Here is a 14,439-nt window from a genome sequence, read left to right on the forward strand (position 1 = left end):
GCCTGGTATCCCACTCCTTGTCATAAGAGAGAACCGATAGACGTCTCCCCACCACGTCCTCCACCGGCTTCGCCCCGCCGCCAGGAAGCCAGATCCTGCACCCTTCCGCAATGCCGCCCAACTCGCCGCGCACGTTCTCCCCTTGCCCCCGCGCCAGCATTTTCTGTCCTGGGAAGGCAATGTAATTCCCCACCCATGACGGCACACGGAATCGCACAGGCGTCACTCGATCGAGCGGACGAGTCCGCAACCGTAGGATGCCTCGGGGGCGTCGCACAGTGAGGTCGGGGCGGGGAGTCGAGCCGGGGAGGGGACTGGCGGCATGGCAGGGGCCACGCGTGGGACGACCTCCGTCGAGATCGGGGGCTACCGGCTGATCGCGCTGCTCGGCGCGGGCGGCATGGGGCGGGTGCAGTTGGCGCGGTCCGCGTCCGGGCGGCCCGTCGCCGTGAAGACCGTGCACGCGCACCTCGCCGCCGAGCCGGAGTTCCGTGAGCGCTTCCGCCGCGAGACGGCCGCCGCGCGCGCCGTCACCGGGCCGTACACCGCGGCCGTGCTCGACGCCGACCCGGACGCCGAACAGCCCTGGCTGGTCACGGAGTTCTGCGCCGGGCCGGTCCTCACCGCCGCCGTGGCCGCGCACGGCGCGCTGTCCGCCGCCGACCTCGCGGCGCTCGGCGCGTCCCTCGCGGAGGCGCTCGCGGCGGTGCACGCTGCGGGTCTGGTGCACCGTGACCTGAAGCCGTCCAACGTGGTCGTCACCCGCGACGGGCCCAAGGTCCTCGACTTCGGCATCGCCAAGAGCGCGACCGACGACAGCCTCACCGCCACGGACGAGGCCATCGGCTCCCCCGGCTTCATCGCGCCGGAGCAGCTCGCCCGCGCCGCCGATGACGCCCGGCCGGGGCCGCCCGCCGACGTCTTCGCGCTCGGCGCGCTGCTCGCCCTCGCCGCGACGGGCCGCGCCCCCTTCGGCGCGGACGGCGCCGCCCGCGTCCTGTACCGCACCCTGCACGAGCCCCCGGACCTCGACGGCCTCCCGGACCCCGCCCTGCACGCCTTCCTCACCCGCTGCCTGACCCGCGCCCCCGAGGACCGCCCGACGGTCGGCGAGGTCCTGGAGTGGTGCGGGGCGCGTACGCGGGGTGGGCCGTGGTGGGAGCAGGGGGCTGTGGCCGAGCTGATACGGCGTCATGAGGATGATGTGGCGCGGTTGTTGAGGCAGGGGCGGGGGGAGGCGGGCGACGGGCCCGACGCGTCCGCGCCTGAAGCCTCCGTGCCCGACGCCTCCGCGCCCGACACCGACACCAGCTCCACCTCCGGCTCCGGCTCCGGCCCTACGGGCACCACGGCACCGGCACCCGACACCGCGCCGCACGCCGATGGCGTACCGCCCACCAACGCACCACACCCCACCGCACCGCCGCCCACCGAGGCACCACCGACCACCCCACTCCCACCCCCCGAGGACGGCCGCCCCACCCGGCGGCGGCTCCTCCTCTGGGGCGGCGGAGCCCTCGCCGCGGCGGCGGGCACCACCGGGGTCGTCGTCGCGGCCCGGGACGGTGGGCGCGAGGGCGGGGCCCGTGACGGCTCGCGGGAACGGCGGCAGGGGGCGGTGGCGCGCGGGCGGGTGCTGTGGAGCCGTGACGTGGGCGATCTCCGCTCGGGCAGCGGTCTGCTGCGCCGCGGCGACGACCTGTACCTGCTCGGCACCTCGTCCCTCACCTGCGTCGAGGCCCGCTCCAACACGGTGCGCTGGGTGTACTCCGAGGAACAGTTGCAGAGCGCGGACCGCCACCGCGACACGGTGTACGTCCTCCAGGACGACCTGTTCGAGCCGGAGTTGCACGCGCTGGACGCCGCCACCGGCCGCAAGGTGTGGACGTCCCCGCATCCGCGCCTCAACCCCAAGCGCCGCATCACCACGCCGACCGGCCTCGACGCCGACTCCAGCGCGCTGGAGGGCAACCAGGGCCAGTTCCTGCTGGCGGGCGACGTGGTGTGCCTCCTGACGTACGCGCCGTACGACACCATGTGGGCGCGGCGCGGCGCGTGGGGCAGGCACTGGCGGGCGTACGGGTACGACGCGCGCACCCGTGAGCCCCTGTGGTTCCACGAGGGCGCGGCCGCCGGGGTGATCGGCGTGGACCAGGCGGGCGGCCGCATCGCCGTGGCCGCGTCGGCGAATCCGGGCAGCCCGAGCGCGGACGACTACGCGCGGCGGGACCCCTTAGTGGTGCTGCGCGCGGCGGACGGGAAGGTGGAGCGGACGGTGCGGGGCGGGGCGCGGTATCCGCGGGCGCACCCGGGTGCGAAGGGCACGGCCTGCTACATGAGCCGCACCGCGATCCGCGCGGTCGACCTGGCCACGGGACGCGTCCGCTGGACCCGGCGGGTGGAGTCGGCGTCGGCGGTGACCGCGCTGCCCGTGCGCGGGATGGTGGTCGCGGCGACGTCCGAGGGGTTGAGCGGGTACGCGGCGGCGTCCAGCGGCGGGCCCCGGTGGACGCGCGCCGACGTCGACCAACTCACGGCAGCCGACGGCTCGTTGCTGACCGCCGACGGCCTGGTGTTCGTCTCGGGCCCGGAACCGGGCACGACGGGCGAGGCCGGCTGGGGCCTGCACGCACTCGACGCCCGCACGGGCCGCACGGTCTGGGCGGTGCGGTCCGACGCCATCGCGTCGGTGGAGGCGGCGTCCGCCACGCCGGACATCGTCCACCTGTACGCAGACGAGACGGTCGTAGCAATCACACCCCCGGACCGCCCGTGACGTCCCCCTACCTCACCAACCCCGCACCGCACCGCCGCACCCGCACGGCCCCCGACCGACACACCGAGCCAGGCAACGGGCACCCCGCCGCGCCGCACGCCGGCCGCCCCGCCACCCCCGGCGGCACCCCCGCATGACCTCCCCGCTCCTCCCGGAGGATCCCGAAGACCTCGGCGGGCACCGCCTGCTCTCCCGGCTCGGTGCAGGCGGGATGGGGCAGGTCTATCTGGCCCGCAGCGTCGGCGGGCGGCTGCTCGCGGTGAAGACCGTGCACGAACACCTCGCGGCGGACGCGCGGTTCAGGGAGCGGTTTCGGCGGGAGGCGACCGCCGCTCGGGCCGTGACCGGTGCCCATACCGCCGCCGTGGTGGACGCGGATCCCGACGCCGACCGGCCCTGGCTCGCCACCGCCTTCCTGCCGGGCGTCACCCTCCGCCAGGCCGTCGCCGCCACCGGCCCGCTGACCGCGGAGGTCACCCGCGCGCTCGCCGCCGCCCTCGCGGAGGCCCTGGCCTCCGTCCACGCCGCGGGCATCGTGCACCGCGACCTGAAGCCGTCCAACGTCCTGCTCACCGCCGACGGCCCCCGCGTCATCGACTTCGGCATCGCCCGCGCCACCGGCGAACACGCGCACGGTCCGCTCACCGCGACCGGATCCATCCTCGGCACGCCCGGCTACATGGCGCCGGAGCAGATCCTCGGCGGCGCGACGGGACCCGCCACCGACGTGTTCGCGCTCGGCGCCGTCCTGGCGTTCGCGGTGACCGGCGCCAGCCCGTTCGGCGCGGGCCCGGTCGCCGTCCTGCTGTACCGCGCGGCCCACGAGGAACCGGAGCTCGGGGACGTCCCGGACCGGGCGGGCCTGCGGGAGCTCGTCGCCGCCTGCCTCCATCGGGATCCGGCCCGGCGCCCCGGCGTCGACGCCGTCCTGCGGATGACGTCCACACCCGACAGCCCCCTGTGGTGGCGGGAGGAGCCGCTGCGGTCCCTCATCGCCGGGTCGGCTCCACGGGTCGCGCAGACCGAGGCCGCCGCGGCCGACGGGACCACTGTTGCCGACGTACGGCCCCCGATGGACACGGCACCCGTCAAGCCGACGACGACGCCGACACCACCCCAGCCCCCGCCGAGACCCGCGTCCGCGGACCGCCTCCGCACCCTGACCCGCCGCTCCGCCCTCACCCTCGGCGGCGGTGGCCTCGTCGCCCTGATGGGGTGGGCCATCAGCAACGCACCGGACTCCGGCCCCACGCGCGCGAGCGACGAGAGCGTCCTGACGCGGCGCAAGGGGCGCCGCACCCCGCGCGCCACCCGCTGGACGCTGACGCTGGACGAGGCGTTCGGCGCGGGACGGCTGAACGGGCTGCTGCCGGCGGACGGCACCGTGTTCGTGCACGGCCCCGACCGGGACTCGTCCCTCGGCGGCACGGTCCACGCCGTGCGCGCCGCCGACGGCACCGAGCGGTGGCGGCGCGACGGCGGCACCCCGGCCGCGTCCGCGCTGTGGGGCGTGGCCGACGGGCTCCTGGTCGCGCCCGACGTGCTCGCGGAGGTCGTCGACGTACGCGAGGGAAAGCCCTGGCCGGTGAAGGACGCCTGGCCGTCGGGGACCACGCGGTGGTACGCGGTCGCGGGCGGGCGGCTCGCGACGCTGCACACGACCGGCTCGACGAACGACCCGGAGCTGCGCCTGCGCACCCTGCCCGGCGGCGCCTCGCCCGCCGTCCGCAAGGACGTGCCCGCCTGGCGGCCGCCCGCCGTCTCCGGCTCGTCGCTGCTGCTCGCGCCGGAGCCCGCGGCGCTCGTCGACGGCGCGTCCTGCCTCGACGCGCGCACGGGCGACACGCGGTGGACGTACAAGGGCCTGCGCCCCGACGACCGGGCGGTCGCCAGTCCCGTGACGCTCCCTCAGCAGGGCTCCCGCGGGCCGAGGTTCGCGCTCCTGACCGAGGAGTCCGAGCTGCATCTCATCGACGTACGCGATGGCAAGCGCCACGTACGCAGTCGTCTGGACGTGGTGGCGGGGCGGGGCACGACGGCCCTCGGGCAGGCCGACGGCGTCGGTCTGGTGCTCGGCGGCGGGCGGCTCGTCGGCTTCGACCCCGAGAGCGGCAAAGAGCTGTGGCGGCACAACTCCGCGGGGCTGGACGCGAGTTGGCCGCGCCGGGCGGGCGGCGTACCACAACCCGTCGTCGCCGACGGCGTCCTCGTGCACTGGACGGACACGAACACCCTCCAGGGTGTCGACGTCCGTGAGGGCCGCAAGGCGCTGTGGAAGGTGTCGTTCGAGGCCACCGGCCAGCGCCCGCCCGCGATCGGCGGCGCCACCGTCTACGTCACGGCGGGCCGCGAGGTCCGCGCGCTCGGCCTGCGCGACGGCAAGGAGCGGGCGCGGTGGCCGCTTGGCGGCACGGCCACCGCGCTCGCCGCCGATGCCGACGGGTGGTACGCGCTGATCGACGGTACGTCCGTACGCGCCGTCAACGCGCCGCCGGGGTAAGGGCGTTGGCGATCCCAGGCCATCAAGGGCGCTGGCGCCGCCACGGCCCGGTGATGGCCAGCATGATGCCGGGCGTCTGGATGTTGGCGTACAGCGTCCGGCCGTCGGGCGAGAAGGTGACGCCCGTGAACTCGCTGTAGGACGGCTTCTCGGGCGTGCCGCCGTTGAGTTCGTTGCGGGCGATGGGGTACGTCCGCCCGCGCTCGGTCGCGCCGAACAGGTGCTGGATGCCTTCGCCGTCCTCGGCGATGACGAGGCCGCCGTAGGGCGAGACGGTGATGTTGTCGGGGCCGTCGTAGGCGCCGTCCTTGCCCGGGTCGGGGTTCACGCCGAGGAGGACCTTCAGGGTCAGGGTGCGGCGGCCGGGGTGGTAGAACCACACCTGGCCGTCGTGCTGCGCGCCGGGGCTCTCCGCGCGGGCGTACGAGGAGACGATGTAGGCGCCGCCGTCGGCCCACCACATGCCTTCGAGCTTGCGGGCGCGGGTGACGGCGCCGGTGTCGAACTGCTTGCGCACCGGGACCGTGCGGGCGTCGCGGTCCTTGACCTCCACCCAGTCCACGCCGTAGACGGTGCCGGTCTTCGTGGCGCGCGAGAGGTCGTCGACGAAGCGGCCGCCGGAGTCGTAGCACTTGGGGGCCTTGAGGACACCGGCGTCGTCGGCGAGGGTGCGCAGCTTGCCGCGTCCTGGCCTGAAGCCGTGCGGCGGGGTCCAGCGGTAGAACAGGCCGTTGGGGCCTGCGGCGTCCTCGGTGAGGTAGAGGTGGCCGCGCTTGGGGTCGACGACGACGGCCTCGTGGGCGTAGCGGCCGAGGGCCTTGATGGGCTTGGGGCCGCGGTTGGCGCGCCGGTCGTAGGGGTCGACCTCGAAGACGTAGCCGTGGTCCTTGGTCATGCCGTTCTGGCCGGCCCTGTCCTCGGTCTCCTCGCAGGTGAGCCAGGTGCCCCAAGGGGTGCTTCCGCCCGCGCAGTTGGTGGCGGTGCCCGCGACGCCCACCCACTGGGCGACCTCGCCGCCGCGGCGGACCTCGACGACCGTGCAGCCGCCGGCCGCGGCGGGGTCGTAGACGAGGCCTTCGGTGAGCGGCACCGGGTACTTCACCTTGGTGCGGGGGCCGCCCAGCTCGTGGTTGGCGACGAGCAGGGTCACGCCGCGCGGGCCGTCGAAGGTGGCGGTGCCGTCATGGTTGGACGGGGTGAACTCGCCCGTCTCCAGCTTGGTCCTGCCGCTGTGGGTGATGACGCGGTACGAGAACCCGGCGGGGAGCGCGAGCAGGCCCTTGGGGTCGGGCAGGAGCGGGCCGTAGCCGGGCGCGCCGTGGCCGTGTCCGTCGTGGCCGTCGGCGTCGGCCGCCCCCGCGACCTCGGGGTCCTCCGCGGCGAGCGCTCCGGGCGCGGTGGCCAGCGCGCCGACGCTGCCCGCCAGGGCGACGCCCGCCCCGGTGACCGCTGATCGTCTGGCGAAATCCCTACGAGTGAGCGTCGACATGATGTCTCCTGAGGGAGCGAATGAGGGCGCGTACGGCCGGGCCTGCTGTCGGCCACAGATTCCCGCTCACGCATAAACGGCAGTTGAACGAGGACCGACTTCGACGGTCGAATTCCGGCTCACCGCGTCTGCGTACCCGAGCCCGGTGCCGTCTACGTGAAGCAGCGTACGTTGCGGACACGCGCGCCGGACGCCTTGACCGCCGATGGTCCCGGCAATAGACACGCAAGTACCGCATCCCGCAGGGCGACCTGCGGAACCGCATCACCCACGCGGGGAGGCGAGCCGGAGTGGACGCACACCAGGCGCGCAGCCTCCATGAGGACCGGCTGATGAGGCTGGCCAATGTCACCGGAGTCGGCACCGGCAGGGACGAGAACTCGGGCGCGGACGTGATCGTCGTCTTCGTCACCCATCGAGTGCCCCTTGAACGGCTCCGTGACGAAGACGTGGTTCCGGACGTACTCGACGGCGTGCCCGTGCGCGTGCTGGCCATCGGCGACGTCGGCGCGCAGGACGACGTCTGAGACGACGCTCCCGGAACCCGTGACTTCACTTGGGCACAGGGGAAGAGGTGGTCTGGCGTGAGCCAGCCCGAATTGATGCGAGGACCCACCGGCGGCACGCTGAGCGACAGCTCCCGCCAGCAGGCGATGAACGACTTCATGCGCCGCGACCAGCCGCTCGCGAACGTCGTCGGCTTCGGCCACGGCGTGAAGTGGAGCGACGGACGGCCCACCGGCGAATCCGCGGTGCTGGTGTTCGTCACCCAGAAGGTGCCCGAATCACTGCTCCCGGAGCGGGACGTGATTCCTCGTCAGATGGATGACGGCACCCCCACCGACATCCTGGCCGTCGGCCATGTGGCCGCCCAGCGCCAGCAGTCCAGGTCCGCCGGACGCGGCGACGTCCGCACGCAGCCCTCGTACGACGCGCAGAGCACGGCGAGCGGGCAGCTCGCGGGCCTGTCGCAGCCGCAGCTCGAAGAGGCGGGCGGGCTCGGCGCGTTCGAGCCGCAGCTCCTCAAGCGCCGGATGCGGCCGAGCCCCTCGGGCTTCTCGGTCGGCAACGTCCGGGTGACCGCGGGCACGCTCGGCAGCGTGGTGTACGACTTCCTGCCCGGCGCGTCCGTCGACCCGCCCGGCGCGGGACTCGGCGTACCGGCGAAGTTCTACATCCTGTCCAACAACCACGTGCTCGCCGACTCCAACCGGGCGCAGCTCGGCAGCCCGATCGTGCAGCCCGGCATCTTCGACGGCGGCCAGGACCCCGCCGACCGGATCGCGACCCTGGACCGCTTCATCACGATCCAGTTCGCCCCGCAGATCCCGCTGGAGCGGCACAACAACGTGGTGGACGCCGCGCTCGGCACCGTGGACTTCCAGGACGCGACGCGTGAGCAGTACTTCAGCGGGGCGCCGCGCGCCTGGCGGCGCAAGGCCAATGTCGCCGTCGGCGACCTCGTCAAGAAGTCCGGCCGCACCACGAACATCAGCTTCGGCCGGATCATCTCCGTCGACGCCACCATCGACGTCAACTACGGCACCGCGGGCACCGCCCGCTTCAAGGACCAGATCCTCACCACGAACATCTCCGCGGGCGGCGACTCCGGGTCCCTGGTGACCTCGCTCGACACCGTCGCGCTCGGCCTGCTCTTCGCGGGCTCCTCGACCGTCACCGTCGTCAACCACATCGAGAACGTGCGCGCGCTGCTGCGCGTCGAGATCGCCGAACAGCTCGCCTGACACGACTTCCCGGAGGGAGGGTTCCATGACCACACAGGCACGCAAGCAGAAGGGCCGGGCCCGCGCGGAGCACCGTTTCCACAATCCGCAGGGCGCCGAGGTCAAGACGCGTGACGAGGCCTTCGCCACGCAGATGGACGTCACGGCCGAGGCCGTCTCGACCGACTGCAAGCTCACGCTCCACAGCGGCCAGGTCACGTTCGGCATCGAGGTGAAGTACAACCCCAACACCTACCCGCACGTCGTGACCGGCGGCCAGATCACATCCGGCATCTGCGGTGCCCCCTGGGACATCACCGGCGGCTTCATCGGCGACACGATCCGCCTCGACGCGAAGCGCTCCGGCCAGGGCACCTGCGCCGACACCCTCACCATCGTGGGCGAGTACCAGAACCCGCCCGCGTACCGCGGCACGTACGGCTTCGACGGGGCGACGTCCTCGTTCAAGCACACGACGCGCTACGAATGCTGACCCCTTGGGCCGGGCGGGCGGAACCCTTGCCACTGCGGCTGGGTTTCAGCCCGTCCGGCGTTTGAGGACGAGGCCGTTCAGGCCGATAGCGGGGTCCAGGGGCGGCAGCCCCTGGTTACGGGAAGGGGCGGGCTTGGGGAGCCCCCGGCAGGGCCCCCGCCTAGGCCTGCTGGGAGCGGGCCTTGAAGGCCGCCTTGCGGGCCTCCTTCGCGACCTTCTTGTCGGGGTGGAGGCGCCCCATCGCCTCGAGGACGTCCGCCGTCGCGGGGTGGTCGACCCGCCACGCGGCGGCGAAGAACCCGCTGTGCTGCGCGGCAAGCCCCTCCACAAGCCCCTGCAACTCCTCGGAGTTCCCCTCCGCGGCAAGCTGCGCGGCAATCGTGTCGATGGTCAGCCAGAACACCATCTCCTGGGACGGAGCGGGCACATCGGCGGCGCCGTGCTCGGCGAGCCACACCCGGGCAAGCCCCCCGAGCTCGGGATCGTCGAGCACGTCGCGCAGCGCGGGCTCGGCCGACCCCCCGACGAGGGACAGCGCCTGCTGACAACGGAGCCGCCGCAGCGGCGCCCCCTCGTCCCCGCCCCGCGCAGCGGCAAGCAACTCCCGCGCGGCACCGAGCGGTTCACGCCGGGCGAGCCACTGCACGATCTCGGCCTGCGCCGCACCCTGCGGGAAGGCAGCCGTGCCGTCGAGCAACGTGTCGGCCCCCTTGTCGGCGAGGTCCCCGACGGCGGGCGCGTCCAGCCCGGCCTCCAGCATCCGCGCCCGGATCCCGTACAGACCGAGCGGGGTCAGCCGCACCATCCCGTACCGGGTGACGTCCTCGTCCTCGTCGTCGGCGGCGGGCAGCGGCTCCTCGCTGTCGATGTCGGCCATCAGCGCCTCGTCGACGGGCTGGTACTCGACGAGCCCGATCGGCTCCAGCATCCGGAACTGGTCGTCGAGCCGCATCATCGCGTCGGAGACCTGCTCCAGGACGTCGTCCGTGGGCTCGCCCATGTCGTCGGGCACGATCATCGACGCGGCGAGCGCGGGCAGCGGCACCGCGCCGTCGTCCCCGGCACTGCCGCCGGCGGTCAGCAGGTACAGGTTGCCGAGGACGCCCTCCAGGAAGTCCGACTCGCCCTGCGGGTCCCAGCCGAGCGCCTCGAAGTCGATCTCGCCGCCGTCCTCGATGGTGTCGACGAGGTCCTCCAGGTCGGGCACCGTGGCGTCGGCGAACACCGCCTCCAGGGCGAGCAGCCAGATGCCGAGGACGTCCTGCGGCCCGCCGGAGGTGAGCTGTGCCAGCTCCTCGCCCGCGGCGACGCTCCCGTCGGCGTCGTCGGAGTCCGCGTCCTGGACCTCGACGAGACCCGTGTCCACGGCGACCCGCCAGGCCTCGCTCGCGAACGCGGCCGCGTCACCCTCGTCGGCGCCCTCGGCGCCGCCGGTGAGCCCCAGCTCGGCCGCCGCGGCCGGCAACTGCTCGTCGACGAGCTCACCGCCCGCCCCCACCCGGGTCTCGGGGCCGGCCCAGCGGGCGAGCCGCACGGCGCGGGCGAGCAGGGGTGTGGCGAGCGCGTCCCGCGCGAGCTCCGCTTCGGAGTGCAGCAGCACCGGCGGCAGGGTGGCGGGGCTTTCGGACATCGGCTGGTTCTCCTGACGGGCGTACGGGGTCTGCTGCGTGAAGCCTAGACGGATTTGACCGGTTGCCGCCTGCTTCATGTCCCCGTCAGGAGACGTACAGATCACGCACACCCGGAGAACCTTGACAACTCACCTGCTCACGCAAGAGATTGACGCGCGTAGAGCGCCACACGCAGCACTCCCCCGCCGCGGTTGTCCCCACCCCGAACCCACCCTCACCCTCACTCGGAGTCCCGATGCCTCACATACCGAGATCCGCCGCCGTCAGCGCCGTCGTCGCCACCGCCCTCGCGGCCGGACTGCTCGCCACCACCGCGACCGCCTCCGGCGTCTCCGGCGCCTCCGCCGAAGGGGCCCGGGTGCACGACATCCAGGGCACGACGCGCCTGTCCCCGCTGATGGGACAGCAGGTCAGCGACGTACCGGGCATCGTCACGGGAGTGCGCGGCTACGGCTCGAAGGGGTTCTGGATCCAGGACACGCGGGCCGACGGCGACCGCGCGACCAGCGAGGGGATCTTCGTCTACACCTCGTCGGCACCGACCGTGAAGACGGGCGACGCGGTCAAGGTCTCCGGCACCGTGACCGAGTACGTGCCCGGCGGCGCCTCCTCCGGCAACCAGTCGCTGACCCAGATCACCAAGCCGACGGTGACCGTGGAGTCCTCCGGCAACGCCCTGCCCGCGCCGGTGACCGTCGACGCCAAGTCCGTGCCCTCGGCGTACGCGCCCAAGGGCGACCCGGCGGCGGGCAACAGCGTCAACGCGCTCCCCCTGAAGCCCCGTTCCTACGCCCTGGACCACTACGAGTCCCTGGAGGGCATGAACGTGCGCGTCGGCTCCTCGCGCGTCGTCGGTGCCACGGATCCGTACTCCGAGCTGTGGGTGACCGTGAAGCCGCACGAGAGCGCGACCGGGCGCGGGGGCGCGCGGTACGGCTCGTACGGCTCGCAGAACACCGGGCGGCTGCAGATCCAGCAGCTCGCGCCGGTCTCCGAGCAGCCGTTCCCGAAGGCGGACGTCGGCGACGTGCTGACCGGCGGCGCCGAGGGGCCGCTCGACTTCAACCAGTTCGGCGGGTACACGCTGACCGCCCGCACGCTGGGCAAGATTGCGGACAAGGGGCTTGAGCGGGAGAAGACCCGGCCGCAGCGCAAGGGCGAGCTGGCCGTGGCGACGTACAACGTCGAGAACCTCGACCCCGGCGACCCGCAGGCGAAGTTCGACGCGCTGGCCTCCGCCGTGGTCACGAACCTGGCCGCGCCCGACATCGTCGCCCTGGAGGAGATCCAGGACAACAACGGCGCGAAGAACGACGGCACGGTGGCCGCCGACCAGACGCTGAAGAAGTTCACGGACGCGATCGTCGCGGCGGGCGGGCCGCGCTACGACTGGCGGACCGTGGACCCGCAGAACAACAAGGACGGCGGCGAGCCCGGCGGCAACATCCGTCAGGTGTTCCTGTTCAACCCCGAGCGGGTGTCGTTCACCGACCGCGGTGCCGGTGACGCGACCACCGCGACCGGCGTCGTGCGCGCGGGCAAGGACGCCGCGCTCACGCACTCGCCCGGCCGCATCGCCCCCGCCGACGCGGCATGGACCAACAGCCGCAAGCCGCTCGCGGGCGAGTTCAGCTTCCGCGGCCGCACCGTCTTCGTGATCGCGAACCACTTCGCGTCCAAGGGCGGCGACGAGTCGCTGACCTCGCACCACCAGCCGCCGGTGCGCTCATCGGAGACGCAGCGGGTGCGCCAGGGCGAGGCCGTGAACTCCTTCGTGCGGGAGATCCGGGCCGTGCGCAAGGACGCGGACGTGCTCGTGGTCGGCGACATCAACGACTTCGAGTTCTCCGCCACCACCAAGGCACTCGAAGCGGGCGGCGCGCTGCGCGCCGGCATCAAGACGCTGCCGAGGTCCGAGCGCTACTCGTACGTCTTCCAGGGCAACTCCCAGGTCCTCGACCAGATCCTGGTCAGCCCGGGTGTCGGCCCGTTCCGCTACGACAGCGTGCATGTGAACGCGGAGTTCGCGGAGCAGAACAGCGACCACGACCCGCAGGTGGTGCGGTTCAAGCCGTAGCAGGTCCTTCCTCGCGGGGGCGGGTGTGCGGCCCGTCCTCGCGGGTTCAGCCGTAGAGCCGCGTCAGCCAGTCGTGCCAGGCGATCTCCGTGCCCTTGGCGTCCGCCTGCGGCGCGAAGTCGTGGAGGGTGACGCCGACGGGCCCGCCGAAGTGGTTGCGGCCGAAGAAGCGGTGCAGGGCGTCGTCGGTGCGCAGGCCGATGAAGTGCGGCGTGCGGAAGTCGACCACGGCGTCCAGTTCGGCGCCCGCCGCGCTCAGGCGTACGCGGGCGCCCTCCCAGGCGTCGACGGGCAGGCCGAGTTCGCGGGCCAGCTTCGCGAAGCCGTCCGGCGTCGCCGACGCGGCGGGGGCTTCGAGGGCGATGAAGCTGGCGGGGCGGCCCGCGAAGTACGTGAGGTACTCGCGCAGGGTGTGCAGGTGGAAGTCGGTGTGCCGGGCCGCCGCCTCGTACTGGTTCGCCCAGTCCGTGGTGAAGGTCCCGCTGTGCGCGTACCGGACCCAGCAGCGGCGGCCGCCGTCGCGGGGTTCGATCTCGTGGACCAGTCGGTTCAGGCTCTGCCGCGGGGGCAGCGCGTCCGGGTCGTCGGAGCGGACCGCGAGGCGGCGCGGCGGGTCCCAGACGGTGACGACACCGCCGAAGGGCCCGGCGCCGCCCTCGCGCGGCTCGTACTCCATGGGCCACAGCCACCCGCCGGTGCCGGTGGTGAACGCGTCCCACACCTCCTGCTGCGAGGAGCCGACCTCGAACTCCCGGACGATCTCGAATTCCTTGCCGCTCATGGGGACTCCTCGGGGTTCACCCCCACATGACCCCACCGGTTGGGCCCCCGGTAAAGCCCTCCGGCGCGACTACTTGAGCCGCCCGGCCGCTCGGGGCCGCTCGGAGCTACTCGGGCACGACCCCGAACGCGCGCCGGTAGCGCCGTACGCGGCCCCCCTCGACCGTGCCGGGGAACTCCCGCACCCGCCGCCAGGCCTCCGAGACCGTGCCGATGCCCTGGCCCGGCCCCTCCAGGGCCCGCGCGTGGTGCTCGGCGGTCTCCCACTCCGCGTAGTTCACGATCCGGGTGCCGTCGGTGCTCAGGTGGAAGTGCGCCGCGAGCAGTCCCGGCACGGGGCCGGTGCCGATCGCCGTGAGTACCGTGTCCACCCAGGACCGCTGCCGGTCGGCGTCCGGGCCCTCGAACTCGACGTCGACGGTCACGAAGGCCTCGGGCACGGCGCCGGTCCCGGAGCCCGGCGTCACGCTCCGGTACAGGCTGGTCCTGGTCAGGCCGAGCCGTTCGATGCCGGGCACCGCCGTGTCGATGTCGGCGTTCCGCGCGTCCCGGCCCTGGGCAAAGAAGGCCTGGTAGGCGTCGTCGTCACGCCACTGCGAGTGGTGCATGAGGGTGGCGCCGTCCTCCCCGGCGTACACGTGGTACGACAGCAGGCCCTCGTGCGGCCAGGGGCGGCTCTCCCAGGCCTTGGCGATGGCGTCCACGGTCGCCTCCTGCCGCTCGGGGGTACCGACGTCCCAGGTGCTGAAGAAGGCGAGACCCACGTCGGCGCGGGTCGGGTCGGGGTGGGTGGTGGCGCGCTGCGTCATGGTGCTCTCCAGGTCGTGAGGGCGTACGCGGCCGGGGCGCGGCGGCGTACGCGTGATCGTGCGTGATGACGTACGCGGTGCCCGTGCCCGCGCTTTCGGCGGTGCCCGTGCGCTGCGTACGACGTCTACGTTCCGACCTGAACCTTGGTTGAAGTCAAGC

The 14,439-nt window shown here is 73.4% G+C and carries 11 protein-coding genes; 7 read left to right on the top strand and 4 right to left on the bottom strand.

Features of this window, described 5'->3' with window-relative positions; genetic code table 11:
• Positions 1-322 precede the first annotated feature (322 nt).
• The 3 genes from IEY91_RS24230 to IEY91_RS24240 are packed head-to-tail and all read left to right on the top strand — an operon-like array spanning position 323 to position 5,276.
• On the top strand, positions 323-2,776 hold the full coding sequence (locus IEY91_RS24230; protein ID WP_189175683.1) for a serine/threonine-protein kinase: 2,454 nt from the start codon (positions 323-325) through the stop codon (positions 2,774-2,776).
• A complete protein-coding gene (locus IEY91_RS24235; protein WP_164326015.1) occupies positions 2,773-2,913 on the top strand; it encodes a hypothetical protein in 141 nt (46 codons plus the stop codon). The genes IEY91_RS24230 and IEY91_RS24235 overlap by 4 nt, the downstream gene beginning before the upstream one ends.
• The gene (locus IEY91_RS24240) at positions 2,910-5,276 is read left to right on the top strand and encodes a protein kinase domain-containing protein (RefSeq protein ID WP_189175684.1); all 2,367 of its coding nucleotides are present in this window, start codon (positions 2,910-2,912) and stop codon (positions 5,274-5,276) included. Before IEY91_RS24235 ends, IEY91_RS24240 begins: the two co-directional genes overlap by 4 nt.
• A 22-nt stretch (positions 5,277-5,298) precedes the next feature.
• On the opposite strand, the gene IEY91_RS24245 is transcribed toward IEY91_RS24240, so the two are convergent.
• Complete coding sequence (locus IEY91_RS24245) at positions 5,299-6,765, bottom strand: alkaline phosphatase PhoX (protein ID WP_189175685.1); 1,467 nt, start codon at positions 6,763-6,765, stop codon at positions 5,299-5,301.
• 332 nt (positions 6,766-7,097) lie between these two features.
• Between IEY91_RS24245 and IEY91_RS24250 the strand changes: the two genes are divergently transcribed.
• Genes IEY91_RS24250 through IEY91_RS24260 form a run of 3 tightly spaced genes read left to right on the top strand, consistent with a single transcriptional unit; the run spans position 7,098 to position 8,982 of the window.
• The gene (locus IEY91_RS24250) at positions 7,098-7,292 is read left to right on the top strand and encodes a hypothetical protein (protein WP_189175686.1); all 195 of its coding nucleotides are present in this window, start codon (positions 7,098-7,100) and stop codon (positions 7,290-7,292) included.
• A 57-nt stretch (positions 7,293-7,349) separates the two neighbouring features.
• Entirely contained in the window at positions 7,350-8,510 is a 1,161-nt protein-coding gene (locus IEY91_RS24255; protein ID WP_229697204.1) for a chymotrypsin family serine protease, read from the top strand.
• A gap of 25 nt (positions 8,511-8,535) precedes the next feature.
• Positions 8,536-8,982: a hypothetical protein gene (locus IEY91_RS24260; RefSeq protein WP_164326011.1), complete on the top strand. Its 447-nt coding sequence runs from the start codon at positions 8,536-8,538 to the stop codon at positions 8,980-8,982.
• Positions 8,983-9,142: 160 nt separating this feature from the next.
• Here IEY91_RS24260 and IEY91_RS24265 read toward each other — a convergent pair whose 3' ends face one another.
• Positions 9,143-10,612 carry a hypothetical protein gene (locus IEY91_RS24265; protein ID WP_164326010.1) on the bottom strand — a complete coding sequence of 490 codons (1,470 nt, stop codon included), beginning with the start codon at positions 10,610-10,612 and terminating at the stop codon, positions 9,143-9,145.
• Positions 10,613-10,848: 236 nt separating this feature from the next.
• On the opposite strand from IEY91_RS24265, the gene IEY91_RS24270 reads away from it, so the two are divergent.
• Positions 10,849-12,690: a DUF8508 domain-containing protein gene (locus tag IEY91_RS24270; RefSeq protein WP_189175687.1), complete on the top strand. Its 1,842-nt coding sequence runs from the start codon at positions 10,849-10,851 to the stop codon at positions 12,688-12,690.
• Between the two features lie 46 nt (positions 12,691-12,736).
• Here IEY91_RS24270 and IEY91_RS24275 read toward each other — a convergent pair whose 3' ends face one another.
• A complete protein-coding gene (locus IEY91_RS24275) occupies positions 12,737-13,471 on the bottom strand; it encodes an SRPBCC family protein (RefSeq protein WP_189175688.1) in 735 nt (244 codons plus the stop codon).
• A gap of 106 nt (positions 13,472-13,577) precedes the next feature.
• Positions 13,578-14,279 (bottom strand): antibiotic biosynthesis monooxygenase, encoded by a 702-nt coding sequence (locus IEY91_RS24280; RefSeq protein ID WP_164326007.1) that lies wholly within the window; start codon positions 14,277-14,279, stop codon positions 13,578-13,580.
• Positions 14,280-14,439: the final 160 nt, after the last annotated feature.

Source organism: Streptomyces lasiicapitis (genome assembly GCF_014646335.1).
Taxonomy (GTDB): Bacteria; Actinomycetota; Actinomycetes; order Streptomycetales; family Streptomycetaceae; genus Streptomyces; species Streptomyces lasiicapitis.